The organism is Sphingomonas sp. G-3-2-10 (assembly GCF_012927115.1).
Taxonomy (GTDB): Bacteria; Pseudomonadota; Alphaproteobacteria; order Sphingomonadales; family Sphingomonadaceae; genus Sphingomonas.
In genome coordinates, this window is the sequence record NZ_JABBFY010000001.1 from 780,459 (window position 1) to 795,096 (window position 14,638).

Annotated in this window: 11 protein-coding genes; 3 read left to right on the plus strand and 8 right to left on the minus strand. The window is 65.9% G+C overall.

Translation table 11 applies throughout. The annotated features are described in order from the left end of the window. Nucleotides 1-51 precede the first annotated feature (51 nt). The 7 genes from HHL13_RS03940 to HHL13_RS03970 form a co-directional block, all read right to left on the minus strand. On the minus strand, nucleotides 52-1,410 hold the full coding sequence (locus tag HHL13_RS03940; RefSeq protein ID WP_169554447.1) for a surface lipoprotein assembly modifier: 1,359 nt from the start codon (nucleotides 1,408-1,410) through the stop codon (nucleotides 52-54). Further along, the gene (locus HHL13_RS03945) at nucleotides 1,407-2,645 is read right to left on the minus strand and encodes a transferrin-binding protein-like solute binding protein (RefSeq protein ID WP_169554448.1); all 1,239 of its coding nucleotides are present in this window, start codon (nucleotides 2,643-2,645) and stop codon (nucleotides 1,407-1,409) included. Before HHL13_RS03945 ends, HHL13_RS03940 begins: the two co-directional genes overlap by 4 nt. Before the next feature lie 55 nt (nucleotides 2,646-2,700). Then, a complete protein-coding gene (locus tag HHL13_RS03950; protein ID WP_169554449.1) occupies nucleotides 2,701-4,566 on the minus strand; it encodes an acyltransferase family protein in 1,866 nt (621 codons plus the stop codon). Between the two features lie 6 nt (nucleotides 4,567-4,572). Then, nucleotides 4,573-5,352: a phosphoribosylaminoimidazolesuccinocarboxamide synthase gene (gene purC, locus HHL13_RS03955; protein ID WP_169554450.1), complete on the minus strand. Its 780-nt coding sequence runs from the start codon at nucleotides 5,350-5,352 to the stop codon at nucleotides 4,573-4,575. Nucleotides 5,353-5,458: 106 nt separating this feature from the next. Beyond that, a complete protein-coding gene (locus tag HHL13_RS03960; RefSeq protein WP_169554451.1) occupies nucleotides 5,459-6,433 on the minus strand; it encodes a DUF4349 domain-containing protein in 975 nt (324 codons plus the stop codon). 470 nt (nucleotides 6,434-6,903) lie between these two features. After that, nucleotides 6,904-7,836, minus strand: coding sequence for a hypothetical protein (locus HHL13_RS03965; protein WP_169554452.1), 933 nt, complete (start codon nucleotides 7,834-7,836; stop codon nucleotides 6,904-6,906). Nucleotides 7,837-8,194: 358 nt separating this feature from the next. Then, nucleotides 8,195-8,527, minus strand: a complete 333-nt coding sequence (locus HHL13_RS03970; protein WP_240953616.1) for a UrcA family protein — start codon at nucleotides 8,525-8,527, stop codon at nucleotides 8,195-8,197. Nucleotides 8,528-8,643: 116 nt separating this feature from the next. On the opposite strand from HHL13_RS03970, the gene HHL13_RS03975 reads away from it, so the two are divergent. Beyond that, nucleotides 8,644-9,588 (plus strand): LysR substrate-binding domain-containing protein, encoded by a 945-nt coding sequence (locus HHL13_RS03975; protein ID WP_169554453.1) that lies wholly within the window; start codon nucleotides 8,644-8,646, stop codon nucleotides 9,586-9,588. On the opposite strand, the gene HHL13_RS03980 is transcribed toward HHL13_RS03975, so the two are convergent. After that, entirely contained in the window at nucleotides 9,540-10,352 is an 813-nt protein-coding gene (locus HHL13_RS03980; protein WP_169554454.1) for a hypothetical protein, read from the minus strand. The genes HHL13_RS03975 and HHL13_RS03980 overlap by 49 nt on opposite strands. A gap of 92 nt (nucleotides 10,353-10,444) precedes the next feature. Here HHL13_RS03980 and parC point away from each other — a divergent pair, with 92 nt between their 5' ends. Continuing rightward, nucleotides 10,445-12,685: a DNA topoisomerase IV subunit A gene (gene parC / locus HHL13_RS03985; protein WP_169554455.1), complete on the plus strand. Its 2,241-nt coding sequence runs from the start codon at nucleotides 10,445-10,447 to the stop codon at nucleotides 12,683-12,685. 262 nt (nucleotides 12,686-12,947) lie between these two features. Beyond that, the gene (locus tag HHL13_RS03990) at nucleotides 12,948-14,552 is read left to right on the plus strand and encodes a bifunctional diguanylate cyclase/phosphodiesterase (RefSeq protein ID WP_169556755.1); all 1,605 of its coding nucleotides are present in this window, start codon (nucleotides 12,948-12,950) and stop codon (nucleotides 14,550-14,552) included. Nucleotides 14,553-14,638 lie beyond the last annotated feature (86 nt).

Here is a 14,638-nt window from a genome sequence, read left to right on the forward strand (position 1 = left end):
AATGTCCGCAACTGGGTCGAAAGCGGTACGACTGCTTTATGGCTCTACAGCCTAGAAATAGCGGGCGAGCGCGAACCTGAAACGAAGCCGGTCGTTCCGGTAATAATCGATCGAGCTGTCGATCCGCGAATAGCTCGCGCTCACCTGGGGCGAGAAGCCCCATAGCCGCCAGCCGCGATTGCCCAGCGTCGCGCGCGCCGTGTATCGCCAGTCCTGCCGCGGATCGATCGAGAAGAGCGGGATCGCCGCGTCGAACTTCGCCCGGCTCACGCTGCCCGAAAGGCCGAAGGTGATGCCCAGCGGCAACTCGCCACCAAAGCCCGCGATCGCGCCGATCTCGGTGTTGGAATAGGCTTCGGCCTTCAGACTGTCGCGCCGCACGAAGCCGCCGCCCGAAACCACCAGCGATTTGGCCACGGCGCGCTCGTAGGTCACATAGGCGCCGGTCTGCCAGCCGTCATAGGAGGGATCGAACAGCGCGTCGGTGCGGCGGCTGTCGATCTGCACGCCCATCTGGTCGCGGTCGCTCAGGCGGATCTGGAAACCGGCCTTGACGCCGGTCTGGCGGCTGACCGCCTGTCCGCCATACCAGCGCTGGGCGCCGACGCCCTGCAACGAGACGCTGGAAGTGGGCGTGAGCCGGAATTCGACGCCGCCCGCCGCCTGCACCTGATAATCGTCATATGCGGCGCCGGAATAGTTGTTGCCGGCCAGATCGAGGTCGACGATCGCCGACATCTTGTTGGCGATGGGCAGGCGCACCCCGCCCGAGATCGATGCGGTTATGCCGGTCCCCGAGCGCGCCTTGGCGCGCTGGTCCAGCATCAGGGGCAGGGGAATGCCGCCCCACAGGATTGTCACCGTGTCCGAAGAGGTCGCATTGTTGATGTTGGTATCGGGCGCGATGCCCAGATCCACGTCGAGCCGCCATGCGCGGCGCTGACGGATCACGTCGCGCACCGAACGGATCGTACGCGCCACATCGTCGGGCAGGTCGCCGTCCTGCTGGGCGATCTTGAACTGCTTGTCGGCGCTGGCGGTGTGGCCCAGCGCCAGCAGCTCGCGGCCCAGCTCCAGCCGGACGCGGGTCTGGCTGGGATCGTCGCTCAGGATCGCCTTGTAATATTCGGCGGCGCGGGCGTGGTCGCCGGTGCCCGCCGCCAGCATGCCGCTCAGCAAACGCGCCTCGAACTTCTTGTCGGGCACGGTCATCAGCGCCGCGACCATCGGCCGCGCTTCGTCGAAGCGGCCGGCAAGGATCAGCGTCTGGGCTTCCCCGGCCAGCTGGTCGGGGGTCAGACGCGCCTTGCACGTTTCCGCCGTGCACTGGTCGATAAGAGCCTGGGCCCCCGCCGTGGCGGGAACCAGCAGCGCCGCCATGAAGGCAAGCGCTGCGAGGAGCCGGTTCACTTCTTGCCCGTGAACGCGCCGAGGATGTCGATCCGCTCGTCCGGCGTGCCGCCGACGACGCGGAAGCCGCCGCCGAGTTCCTGACCGTTCGGGCCAAAGAACGCACCGTCGATGCTCGAGCCCGCGATCACGATCACGAAGTCGGGCAGGCCGGGGCGCACGAAACGCGCGACCGAGAAGTTGCCGGTGAAGCCGCCCTTGTTGACCAGATCGATCGTCGCGCCCGAAGTGGCGGTGAAGGTCGAACCCGCGGGCAGGTAGAAGGCGCCGCTGGTATAGGCGTCGAGCGCCGGAGCCTTCACCGTGCCGGTGAAGTTGCTGGTGACGCCCAGCGTGGCGAAGTTCACGTTGGTGGTGTGCGAACCTTCGATCCACTGGAAATAGGTCGGCGTGGTCGGATCGGTGTCGAGCGCGGGGTTGAACGCCACGGTCGCGATCATGTCGCCGGTATAGATGCCCGAACCGCTGGTCGGCACCGCGCTGTTGGCGGTGCGCTCGCCGAACACGAAGGCGGCGCGATCGAGACTGTAGCTCTGGCGCAGATAGGTGGGCGAGGTCGCGCTGTCCTGCTGCTCGGTCGCGCTCACCGTGTTGCGGACGAAACCGGCATAGGTGACGTATTTCGTCGTGGTGCCTGGCTTCTGGTAGAAGAAGGTCTGGACGGTCGAGCTGTAGCCCGGCGAACCGACGGCATAGTCGGACTGCTGTGCGCCGGGCGTGTTGTACGGGCTGCCCGCGCCGAGGCGCGCGCCGGTGCTGCTGCCCGACTGGAGATACTGGATGTTCTTGCTCGTCGCGAGCTGCGGCACGCCGGCCTGCGGCTGGATCGCGCCGCCGAAATCGGTGCGGTGCGCGGGATCCTGGAAGCGCATGGCGCTGGTGTTCACGCCGCCCGCCGGACGGTTGATCGTCACTTCGAAGATCGCGTCGCGCGGGCTGTAGGTGACGCTGATGCCGCTGTTGCGCACGGTATTCGCATCGCCGGCGTAGAGCTGGCCCGCCTGGACGGCGCCATCCGATCGCGTGTTGTACTGATAATTCTGGACTACGCCGATGCCCTCATAGGTCTTGACCTCGGTCGGCACCTCGAACGTGTGTGTCGGGGTCGGCGTACCGCCGGCGGGCGGCGCGACGCTGCCAACGGTCTGCGGCGCGGTGTCGCCACCGCACGCGGAGAGGAGTGTCGCCATCGAAAGCGCACTCGTGATCGCCAGCAACTTGCCCATCGAACGCATCGGAAACCCCCTGAGAAACTGAAGGGGGAGTAGCGGAGCTTGGTTAAGAAGGGCTTTAAGGCCGGGTAGGGGGAACTGCTTTTTGCGAGTCCGCGATGGCCCGTGCGATCGGCGCCAGCGCCGGATCGCGGAAGAGGATCGTGCCGACATAGCGGGCGCCGGGGCGCGTCAAATGCTCGCGATCCTGGCTGATGAACTTGCCCTCGGGGGTAAACACGCGCACGCGGCCTCGATCGTCGCCCAGTATTGCCATGACATCGACGAACATCTCCCGCGGCAGCATGTGCCGCAGGGCATCGTTGACCGCGGTGACTTCCGCACTCGGTCCGGCGCGCCAGTTCAGCCGTTGCTCGCGCGGCATCAGCATCACCGCGTTGTTGTTCTGACCGAAGCCCTTGCGGCCGATCACCAGAATCCGGGTTGCATCGATCTCCCCGAGGGACTCGATCCGCCGCCGCAGGCATTCCAGCGCCGACGCCTCGAAGCGCTGGACGATCACGATAAAGTCCGCGTTCCGCACCTGGCTGCGCAGCTTGGGCGTCTGCGCCCCGCACCGGTCCGCCTGGTCGATGCTGACGACTGCCTTGTCGAAGCCGCCGCTTTCCAGCCCCATATTGATGAAATCGCGCCCGAAACTGTCGCCGAGCACCAGAATGCGCACCCGCTCGCGCGTTTCGGGCAGTGGAACGCCGCTGAAGCGGTTGGGCCCCTTGTTATAGGCGATGTTGGGGTTGTCGGCCGCCACGACGCTGCCGTCGTTGAGTTCGGGCCAGTTGCGATAGAAGCCGGCGTTGAAGTGAAAGACGAGGCCGATCGCCAGCAGTACCGCACTTGCGCTGCCCGTCGTCAGCAGCACGGTGCCCGTGCGCACCCGGGTGCGGTCGCGGAACGGCCGTTCGACCCAGCGCCACGACGCCCATGCGAGCAGGAACACCGGCGGCAGCAGCAGGGTCATCGTCGTGAGGCTCGGTGGCTCCAGGCTGACGAGCCGGGCAAAGGCGAACACCGGCTGGTGGAACAGATAGGCGCTGTAGCTGATCAGCCCCACGCCGACGAACGGCGCGCTCGACAGCAGCCGCCCCGCCGGATCGCGCGATCCGCCGAAGATCAGGATCAGGCAGACGCCCGCCACCGGCACGATCGTCGAAAGGCCCGGACCACTCTCGCCGGCACGCAGGAACAGCGGAACCGCCGACATCGCCAGTCCCGCCAGTGCCAGCGCGGCACCCGCGCGTTCGCTCGCCAGCCGCCGCAGCCGCGGTTGGGCCAGCACCGCCAGCGATCCCGCGCCCAGTTCCCATGCGCGCGACGTGATCAGGAAGAAATTGCCGCGCGGGCCCAGCGGCCAGTGCCACAGGCACGCGATCAGGCTGAGCAGCGTCACCGCCGCGATGCCGATCGCCACGCCGCGCAGCTTGCCCAGCCGCCACGCCGCCCACATCAGCAGCGGCACGACCAGATAATATTGCTCCTCGACGCCAAGGCTCCAGCTGTGGAGCAGCGGCCGGAACTGCGCATGGATGCCGAAATAGCCCGAGGTGGCCATCAGCACGACATTGTTGACGAACAGCATTGTGCCGACGACCGACTGGCCGAAATTCTCGAGATCGTCGGGCAGCATCACCCGCCATGCCAGCGGGACGCACAATGCGGTGACCAGCAACAGCGCCGGCAGGATCCGCCGGATCCGCCGCTCGTAGAAGCGCCAGAGCAAAAATTCGCCTGCTTCCAGATCCTTGGTCAATATTCCTGTGATCAGATATCCGCTGATTACGAAGAAGATATCGACGCCGAGCACGCCACCCGGAAGCCAGCCGAAGCCGGCATGATAGAGGATGACCGCCACCACGGCGATCGCGCGCAGCCCGTCAATCTCGGGCCGGTACGCGATCCCGTGCGAAGCGCGCCCCCCGGCGCTCATCGGGCGTTACTTGCCCCGGCGCTTCCGGTGGGTTTCAAGGTCGAGCACGGCCGAGTCGGGACCTTCGGGGAAGAGTCCAAGACGGCGTGCAACTTCCTGATAAGCCTCGACTTCACCGCCAAGGTCGCGGCGGAACCGGTCCTTGTCGAGCTTCTCGCCCGATGCGATGTCCCACAAACGGCATCCGTCCGGGCTGATTTCGTCGGCCAGGATGATGCGGGGATAGTCGTTGTCCCAGATGCGGCCGAACTCGAGCTTGAAGTCGACCAGCTTGATCCCGATTCCCGCGAACAGGCCCGACATGAAGTCGTTCACCCGGATCGCCATGTCGGCCATGTCGTGCAGTTCTTCCTGCGTCGCCCAGCCGAAGGCGAGGATATGCTCGTCGGTGACCATCGGGTCGCCCAGCGCATCGTCCTTGAAATAATATTCGACGACGGTGCGGGGCAGGGGCGTGCCCTCCTCGATCCCCAGGCGCTTCGACAGCGAACCGGCCACGACGTTGCGAACCACGACTTCGATCGGAACGATCTCAACCTGGCGAATAAGTTGTTCGCGCATGTTCAGACGGCGAATGAAGTGGGTCGGGATGCCGATATTGCCGAGCATCGTGAAGATATGCTCGGAAATCCGGTTGTTCAGGACGCCCTTGCCGTTGATCGTGCCCTTCTTCTGGGCGTTGAAGGCCGTTGCGTCGTCCTTGAAATACTGGATCAGCGTGCCGGGCTCCGGACCCTCGTAAAGGATCTTGGCCTTGCCTTCGTAGATTTGCCGGCGGCGTGCCATGTCGGCTGGTACCCCTGAAATGCGCGGCCCCGGCGGCGCGGGTCACCGCGTGGCTGCCGGGGCAATGGAAGGCCGGGCCTATACCGAAACGGTCTCCCCGGCGCAATCAAGCATCGGCGGTCGCGGCCACGGTTTCGCTGTCCCGTTTTCGGCGGGCTGCCCGGCGCACCCACAAGGCGATCGGAACCACGATCAGCAGCCAGGGCGCGAGATAGATCAGGATCAACAGCACGATACGCAGCGTCATCAGAAATCCGCCGGCGGATCCGCCCAGCGCGTCGAGGATCGACGGGCCTTCGCGAACTGTCTCGGCCTTGGGCGCTTCCGCCTGCGAATAGCCGATCTCGAACTCCGACATCGCGACTCGCCCGCGCAATTCGGTCAGCCAGCCCTTGGTTTGGTCCAGCTCCTCCTGCGCTTCGGCGACACTGCGCTCGGCCTCGACCAGTTCACCCACGGTGCCGCGCCGCGTCCGCAATATCTCGGTCAGCCGCGCCACCAGCAGTTCGCGCTGGCGGATGCGCGCCTCGGCATCGACGATCGCCTTCGACACGTCCTCGGCGGTTACGCTCGTCGCCATCGTCTTGCCGCCACTGCCCGCGACGATCCCGGTCAGCCGGTCGGAGAAGGCCTTGGCCTCGATACTGGCGACGCGCAGGGTCAGCCGCGCCGGCGCCTGGGCCTCTCCCTCCGCCGAACGCGACATGGCGAGCAGCTGGCACCGCGACGGCCCCATCCGCAGGCACAGCGCCCGGTGCGCTTCCTGCACTTCGGCCAGTCTGTGGCCGGGAAGGCGAAACCCGAGGCGATAGGTATAGGCCAGCTTGGGGACGCTCACCGTCACCGGCGCAATGCCGCCCGAGCCACTTTCGGCCGGTGCCGGAACCTCGGCGGGCGGCGGCTCGCTGGCAAGTGCCGTGGGCGCGGCCGCACTGGAATCGGACACCATCAGATCGGCGACAACCGGAGCCTCGTGCTGCGGCTTGCGCTGGAGCGACGCGACGATCGCCGCGACGAAGATCAGCACCGCCAGCAATGCCGCGCCCAAGAGTATCGCTTTCCTGCGCCACGCCGCCGCCATCGCATCTCTCCCCATTTATGTAACGATATAATATCACATAAATGAAGAGGCGCAATCCGGCGTTCTCGCGACCTTAAATCCCGCCGTCATCCCGGCGGCAGTGCCGGGATCCACCGGGAGGCAAGCAAAGCCCTGAAGGATAGAGCACATCGCGCTCGGGTCAGGACTCAATTAGATGCGGTGCAGATGGAAAGGGCGATTAGTCCTCCCCCTTGATGGGGGAGGGTTGGGTGGGGGTGACCTCTCCTCATTGGGCGGTGCCATGAGGAGAGGTCACCATCGCCCTCCCACCGCCTTCGACGGCGGGCCCCTCCCTCTCCCATCAAGGGAGAGGGTTGTCCTGCAATCTCATCTTACCGGCCCGACTTCTAATTGAGTACGGAGCCTTGGCTGAGCGGACGCCGGCGCCAGGCCGGTTGAGAAGACCAATGCACTCCAATTCCCCTCCCTATTGGAGAGGGAAATCGCCCTCACTGATGCTCGGGCTGCCGCTCGTCGTCGCGGTTGAACCAGCGCTGGATCAGGTTGCGATTATCGTCATGATTGTCGTGATGCGCCGGGGCAGGGGGCGCATAGCCATCTTCCTCGTCGCGATCGCGCGGTACCACGCCGCCGCGGCCATGCACGACCCAGCGCAGCACGACGATGATCAGGATCAGTACGAGCAGCCACGGCCCGATCGATCCCAGCACAATCAGCACGCGCGACACCGATTCCGCCAGCGTCGCGCCGGCATTGTGGAAATTGGCGTCGGCGCTGCCCAGTCCGGTCAGTGCGGTGCCGGATTCGTAGGTCATCAGCATCGGCGCGGTCGCCAGCGAACCGCCCTGGCTGGCTTCCACTTCGGCGATCGCTTCCAGCGCGCTCTGATACCGCGTCGCACGCGCCTTGGCTGCGGCGGCGTCGGGGGAATTGGACGCAGCGATCCCCTGCGCATTCTTCAACTGGTCACGCAATCGGCTCACCACGGCGGTGCTGCGCGCGGCCGAAGTCGAATCGGCGCCGGTGATTTCGGTGTCGACCAGTACGCCGTGGGTGCCGGTCACCGATTTGGTGACGGCCTCGCCATAATTGCGTGCGATCGCGGGATCGACCTTCAGCGTCAGCACCGCGCGGATCTCGTTGGTCGCGCCGACCTGATATCGCATCGCGATGATCCGGCAGCGCGTCGGCCCCAGCCGGTCGCAGGCGTCGGCGTTGGACTGGAGCACCGCCTTCAGCTTGTCGCCGGGCAGGCGGAACGCATAGCGATAGTCGAACCCGCTGCCGCTGCGGCCCACCGTATCGATGCCGTCGGATGCGGACACCTGCATCGCCGCCTGCTTCGCGGCCTCGCCGGTCGCGGACGGATTGTCGCAACCCGCCATCATCAACAATGCCGCCAATGCCGCAACGACTCGCATCGATTTCCTCCCTGGAACGCGCGAGATTTAGCCGAGATTCCGGGAACCCCCAACATTGCCTTAACCATGCTGTTCCGTTTCGGGAACTAGGTGGCGGATCGATCAGCGTGGCTTGCGGGATCGGGTGGCGGTCGCTTGCACACCCTCCACAAATGACTGTGCTCCGGCGAAGGCCGGAGCTTCGGCAATCAAGGATCGTGATACTTCCAACGCTCCGGCCTTCGCCGGAGCACTGCTATATTGTCGCGAGGAACAGGTCCGGGGTGCAGTGCCACGGAGATTCCGCACCTCCTATAAAACGAAATAGCGGGCGGCGCTCCGGAACGCCGCCCGCTTCCCGTCAGTGCCGCTTTCAGGGTTAGCGAACGCTGGCGAGGGTCTCGTTGTTGATGCGCGCCGACGCCAGCGCCTTCTCGCGCTGGGCCGAAGCCCGGTTCAGCGCCGCCGCGCGGCAGGATTCCACTGCCTGCAGGTCGGCAAGCGACTTGATCTTCGGCGCGGGGCACACCGCGTCCACCGCCCGTTCGATGCGGCGGTCGAATTCGGCGATGCCGGCGGCGTGAGTCAGGTTCAGATCGGCATAGGCGATGCTCACGCTGGGGCTCACGCCGGGCGCGGGCACGTCCTGCACGGGGGTGGCGACGGCGAGCATGGCGCCCAAAATCAGGGGCGAAATCAGGGTAGTGATCATGGGGTGTTCCTCCGGTTCTGGGCCTCGTCGGGCGACACCGGTCAAATGATCCCGCAGCGAACAAAGCGCCAACAAATCGTTGGACATGAGTAACAAGTGTGGCTTATCAATTCGCGATGCGCCGCCTGCCACCCCTTGCCGCCGTCCGGGTCTTCGAGGCCGCGGCGCGTCACGGCAACTTCACGCGCGCCGCCGAGGAGCTGGGGATGACCCAGGCAGCGGTCAGCTATCAGATGAAGCTGCTGGAGGAGCGGCTGGGCGCGCCGCTCTTCGCGCGTAGCGGGCGGGGGATCATGCTCACCGATCACGGCCGCCGCATCGCGCCGCAGGTGACTTCGGCCTTCGATACGATGGGGGAGGCGTTCGGCTCGGTCCGCGCCGAGAGCGAGAATGTGCTCACTATCACCGCGCCGCAGACTTTCGCGACCAACTGGCTCGCGGGCCGGATCGGCAGCTTCCAGCTTTCGCGTCCCGGCCTCGCGGTGCGGCTCGACGTGTCCGACCGGATCGTCGATCTGGCCGCCGGCGAAGCCGATGTTGCGATCCGCGGCGCCTTTTCGCCCTGGCCCGGCCTTGAATCGCATTTCCTGATGCGGATGCCGGTGACGCCGCTGGCGCATCCCGATTTCCTCGCCAAATATCCGCCCGTTCGCGAAGCCGCCGATCTGCTCAAGCTGCCGCGCCTGTCGCCCGATGACGACTGGTGGGAATTGTGGATCGATTCCGCGGCGACCGGCGAGCCCGATGGCAAGCCGCAGCCGGGCATCCGGTTCGAATCGCAGATTCTCGACGGCAATGCCGCGATCGCCGGTCATGGCGTCGCGATCCTCAGCCCGCCGATGTGGCAGCCCGCGATCGAGGCGGGATTGCTCGTTCAGCCCCTGCCGCACTTCGTCAGCTACCGGAACGGCTTCTGGCTCGTCTATCCGGCGAACAAGCGCAATCTGCCCAAGGTCCGGGCATTCCGCGAATGGCTGCTGGCGGAAGTGCTGACCGCGGTCGGCGACGACCCTTACGGCGTTCTCGTGCCGACCGATGCAGAGGAACAGCCTTCGAAATGACGCGTCAGCAGTGCGGTCCATGCCGCGTCGCCCGCCGGTTCCTCGCCGATCAGCCTCAGCCGGAAGTCCTTGTAATTGTCGTGATTGGGCCGGCTCCATTGCACGTCGACGATGTGCCCGTCCCTGGGATCGACCCATAACGGCCCGCCGCCCGCCTCGCCGAATGCGGGTCCGCCCACGTCGAAGCGCAGCGTGTTGCGATCCATATGCCGCTCGATCCGCAGAAACCGCGCTTCCGCGTCGCCCAGCCACAGAAGTTGCGGGCCGCTCTTCGCGTCGGACCAGGTCATCGCCATCCCGAACCGCATCGGCATCCGGCTGCCGGGTCGCGCCTGAAACGCCGCGGCCAGCGTGCCCAGATCGAAATCGTAGAGGTGCCAGGGCCGCGTTCCGAGCGTCGCGGTCAGGGGCAGGGGCGGGTGGACCGAGAAGATCGACCCCTTCAGCGTCTTTGCCGGGACGTCGGCCAGGATCGAGGCATAGGGCTCGGACGTGGCGCCCGGCTTCAGCTGCGCGGCGGTGAAGCCCTTCGGCTCGCCCGTCTCGGGATCGATCGTGGCGGTGACCAGCGCCGAGCGGGTGCAGCGCTCGACCATCTTGTACACCACCACGCGATCCTCGGCGGCGCGGTGGATATAGATCTGCTCGGGTTCGCTCCCGTCGCGGTTGGTCCGCTCATAGTGGAAGGTTCGCCCGACCGGCGACGGCTGGGCCAGAGCGGTCCCCGCGCTCAGCAGAGCGATTGCTGTGAGGGCAATCCGCATCGCGATCCTCCGAAGTGGTTTGCTATACTAATACGCTAGTTTTTTCGTCACCGCCTCGCAACTGGCGAAAAGCGCTGCTAAGCGGGAACATAATGGCACTCGACACCGACATCATCGAACCCGCTGGCCCGTCCGACGTTCCCTTCGATAGCGCGCTTTCCGAGCGTTATCTCGTCTATGCGATGTCGACGATCACCGCGCGTTCGCTGCCGGACGTGCGCGACGGGCTGAAGCCTGTCCATCGCCGCCTGCTATGGGCGATGCGACTGCTCCGCCTCGATCCCGCGCAAGGCTACAAGAAGTGCGCCCGCGTCGTGGGCGACGTGATCGGCAAATATCACCCGCATGGCGACCAGTCGGTCTATGACGCGATGGTCCGCCTCGCCCAGACCTTCTCGCTGCGCTACCCGCTCGTCGACGGGCAGGGCAATTTCGGCAATATCGATGGCGATAACGCCGCGGCCTATCGCTACACCGAAGCCCGTCTGACCCAGGTCGCGATCGATCTGATGGACGGCCTCGACGAGAATGCCACCGATTTCCGCCCAACCTATAACGGCGAAGAGGAAGAGCCCGAGCTGTTCCCGGGCCTGTTCCCGAACCTGCTCGCCAATGGCGCGGCGGGCATCGCGGTGGGCATGGCGACCAGCATCCCGCCGCACAACGCCGCCGAGCTGATCGACGCCGCCATCGCGCTGATCGACAATCCCCAGGCGAACGTGCTCGATTATGTGAAGGGCCCCGATTTCCCGACCGGCGGCATCGTCGCCGACAGCGCGCTCGCCATCGCCGAATCCTACAATACCGGCCGCGGTGGCTTCCGTGTCCGCGCGCGCATCGAGAAGGTGATCGAAAAGGGCGGGGGCTGGCACCTCGTCGTGTCGGAGATTCCCTATGGCGTGCAGAAGGGCAAGCTGATCGAGGGCATCGCCGACCTGATCAACGAGAAGAAGCTCCCGATCCTCGGCGATGTGCGCGACGAGAGCGCCGAGGATATCCGCATCGTCATCGAACCGCGCAGCCGTACGGTGAATGCCGAGGATCTGATCCACAGCCTCTATCGCATGTCGGACCTCGAAGTCCGCGTCCCGCTCAATCTCAACGTGCTCGACAAGAACCGCACGCCGCGCGTGATGAGCCTGCGCGACGCGCTCGCCGCCTGGGTCGAGCATCAGTTCGTCGTCCTGCGCCGCCGGTCCGAGCATCGGTTGGCGAAGATCGCCGACCGGCTCGAACTGCTCACCGGCTACATCATCGCCTTCCTCAACCTCGACCGGGTGATCGAGATCATCCGCACCGAGGACGAACCCAAGCCGGTGATGATCGCCGAATTCGAACTGACCGACCGCCAGGCCGAAGCCATCCTCAACATGCGCCTGCGCAGCCTGCGCCGGCTCGAGGAAATGGAGCTTCGCCGCGAGAAGGAAGGGCTGGAAAAGGAAAAGGCCGATCTGGAACTGCTGCTCTCGTCCGACGCGCGCCAGCGCACCCGGATGAAGCGCGACCTCGGCCGGATCCGGGACCGCTACGGCCCCGAAACCGCGCTCGGCAAGCGCCGCACCAGCATCGAGGAAGCGGCCCCCGCGCGCGAAATCCCGCTCGAGGCGATGATCGAACGCGAGCCGATCACCGTGATCCTGTCGCAGCGCGGCTGGATCCGCGCGATGAAGGGCCATGTCGAGGATACCGGCGGCGAAGCGTTGAAGTTCAAGGAAGGCGATGGCCCGTTCCTCGCCTTCCATGCCCAGACCACCGACAAGCTGCTCCTCGCTGCCGACAATGGCCGTTTCTACACGCTGGGGGCCGACAAGCTCCCGGGCGGCCGTGGCTTCGGCGAACCGGTACGCCTGATGATCGACCTTGAGGGCGAGCGTCAGATCGTGACCCTGCTCCCCGCCAGCAGCGCTCCGAAGCTGCTCGTCGCCGCCAGCGACGGACGCGGCTTCGTGGTGAAGTCCGAGGATGTGATCGCCGAGACCCGCAAGGGCAAGCAGGTCGTCACCCCGCGTCCGGGCGCGCATCTCCGGCTGGTCAAGCCGATCGGCGCCGAGGACGACGCCGTCGCCGCGATCGGCGACAATCGCAAGATGCTGGTCTTCCCGCTCTCCGAAGTCGCCGAAATGGCGCGGGGGCAGGGCGTCCAGCTCCAGCGGTACCGCGATGGCGGCCTGTCCGACGCAAAGACCTTCCGCATGGCGGACGGGTTGAGCTGGGCAATGGGCGGCGACACCGGCCGCACCCGTTCGGAAACCGATCTCACCCCCTGGCGCGCGGCGCGCGGCGCGGCGGGCCGGATGCCGCCCACCGGTTTCCCCCGGGACAACAAGTTCTAGGCCTTCTTCCCTCTCCCGACGGGAGAGGGAAAAGAGCAGCTGCTGACACCGTCGGCCAAGTTGCGCTGCAATGCAGCTAACTATCCATTTCGATTACGAAATAACGCGTGCTTCAGGACGTCTTAACTAATCCCGGTTAGCCGGGTCTGTGATGGTGCTACGCAAGCGCAACTCGGACGTGACGACTGCCCCGCCGGCGGAGCCCGCAGGCGCGGATGCGCTCGCCTGCGGCCCGGCCGCCAGCGCCGCGGTTCTCGACCTGATGCCGATCCCCGCCGCGGTGATAGAACGGCGCGGCCGGGACTTCGAATTCGAAGCAGTCAATCGCCCGTTCCGCCTCGCCGGTCTCGGCACGATCGCGTCCGAATCGCCCGTCGTCCGCCTGCTCGGCCCGCATCTCCGCCGCTTTTTCGAGTCGGATCAGACGCATCAGGAGATCAACTGGCAGTTCGGCGACGAAGTCGATTGCCGCTATTTCCGGGTGATGTTCGCCCGGCGCGCCAATGTCCGCGGCCTCGATCGCGCGCTGGTCAGCCTGATCGATCAGACCGCCGAGCTGCGCACCGAACAGAGCCTGCGCCGCGAGATGATGACCGACAGCCTCACCGGGCTGCCGAATCGCGCCGGGTTCAGCGACGAAGTCGAAGCCGCGCTCTCGCCCGGTACGGCTGCCGACTATGCCGTGCTGGTCGTCAATCTCGATCGCTTCAGCCGGGTCAACGCCTGTATGGGCGGCCTTGCCGGCGACGAATTGCTGATCTCGGTCGCCCGCCGCCTCAAGGGCGCGCTGCGCGGCCGCGACATCCTCGCCCGCCTCAACGGCGACGAGTTCGGCGTGCTGCTGGTTCTCGACGATGGCCCCAACGATGCGCTGCATGTCGCCAAGCGCATCCAGGCCGCGCTCGCCAATCCCTTCCGCCTCTCGGACTTCGAGATTCGGGTCGATTGCGCCATCGGCATCGCGCTCGGATCGGACAATGACGGCGACAGCGAGGATCTGGTCCGCAACGCCCAGTTCGCGGTGAAGCGCTCCAAACAGTCGAGCCGCACCGAAACCTATCACACCCACGCCTTCGACATCGCCCGCGAGCAATTCGGCATGGAGACCGAACTGCGCCGCGCGATCGAGGAAGGGGCGCTCTCGCTCTATTTCCAGCCGATCTGCGATCTGGCCACCGGCCGGATCACTTCGTTCGAAGCGCTCGCCCGCTGGACCAACGAGGATGGCGTCAGCCTCTCGCCCAACGACTTTATTCCGGTCGCCGAGGAATCGGGCCTGATCGTTCCGCTCGGCCGCTGGGCGATGGACGAAGCGGCGAGGACGCTGGCGGCATGGGATGCGCAGGCCGGCGGCGATTGCGGCGTGAAGGTCGCGGTCAATCTCTCCGCCATCCAGCTTCAGCGCGACCAGATCCCGACGATGGTGCGCGCCGCGCTCGACCGCCACGGCATCGGTGGCAACCGCCTGACACTCGAACTGACCGAAAGCGCAATCGTCACCGATCCCGATCGCATCACCCAGACGATGAAGGCGCTGAAGGATCTCGGCACCACGCTGGCGATGGACGATTTCGGCACCGGCTATTCGAACCTCGCCTATCTGCAAAAGCTGCCGATCGACCTGCTAAAGATCGACCGCAGCTTCGTCTCGGGTATGCTGGCCGATCGCGACAAGGTCGCCATCGTCCGCGCCATCCTGTCGCTTGCGCAGGCGCTCGGCATGCAGACCACCGCCGAAGGCATCGAAACCAACGAACTCGCCCAGACCCTCGCCGCGCTGGGCTGCACCTACGGCCAGGGCTTCCTCTACGCCCGCCCGCTCGCGCAGAGCGAGGCGTACAGCCTGATCGGCCAGCGGAACGGGTAAGCCATTATCTTCTTCCCGGCCTTGAGCCGGAAGAAGTGGCTGAAGTGATATCGGCACTTGGTTGCCATCATAATTTCCCGCGAAGC